1 pseudogene is annotated in these 650 nt (G+C 70.8%); it reads left to right on the top strand.

The features are described from left to right. Positions 1-194: 194 nt before the first annotated feature. Positions 195-650 (top strand): annotated as a pseudogene (locus tag BIV03_RS19960) (oxidoreductase); the annotation flags it as partial.

The following is a 650-nucleotide window of genomic DNA, read 5'->3' as shown; positions in this document are numbered from 1 at the left end:
GGCGAGAACGGCGAGAACGGTGAGCACGGCGGCGCGATCGCGACCGTCCGGTTGCCCGCGCTCTGACGCCGATCCGACGCCGCCGTCGATCACTCGAAGTCTCGAACGAAGGACACGTCCCGTTCCGGGTTCCTCCATAGCTCCGATGCCGATGCTGTGAGCCACCCGATCACATGCTGGAGAGGAACGAGCCGATGATCGACACCGCTCGCCCCACTGCTCGTCCCGTTCCGAGACCCATCGGAGACGACGAACCCCTCGAGGTCGCGGCCCGTCGTCGCCGCCGAGCCGGACGCCGCCGCAACGCCGTCACCGACCTGCTCGGGATCCTCGCCTGGGTCTCGGCAGCGGTGGCCGTCATGCTCTGGCTCGTGTCGCCCGGATCGCACACGGTCGTCGGCATCGGCGGCTGGCTCACCGACGCCGGGATCGTCGCGGGACTCGTCGCGACCGACCTCGTGCTCGTCATGCTCGTGCTCGCCGCGCGCGTGCCGCTCATCGACCGGACCTTCGGCCAGGACAACGCCATCGCGGTGCACCGGTCGCTCGGGAAGCCCGTGCTGTACCTGCTGCTCGCGCACGGAGCGCTCCTGACCCTGGGGTACGGCGCCTCGGCGGGCACCGGGCCGATCGCCGAGACGATCGCGCTC

Source organism: Curtobacterium sp. MCBA15_016, from assembly GCF_001865105.1.
Taxonomy (GTDB): domain Bacteria; phylum Actinomycetota; class Actinomycetes; order Actinomycetales; family Microbacteriaceae; genus Curtobacterium.
Note: the sequence above shows the minus strand (reverse complement) of the source record. Positions and strands in the feature narration are given on the sequence as shown.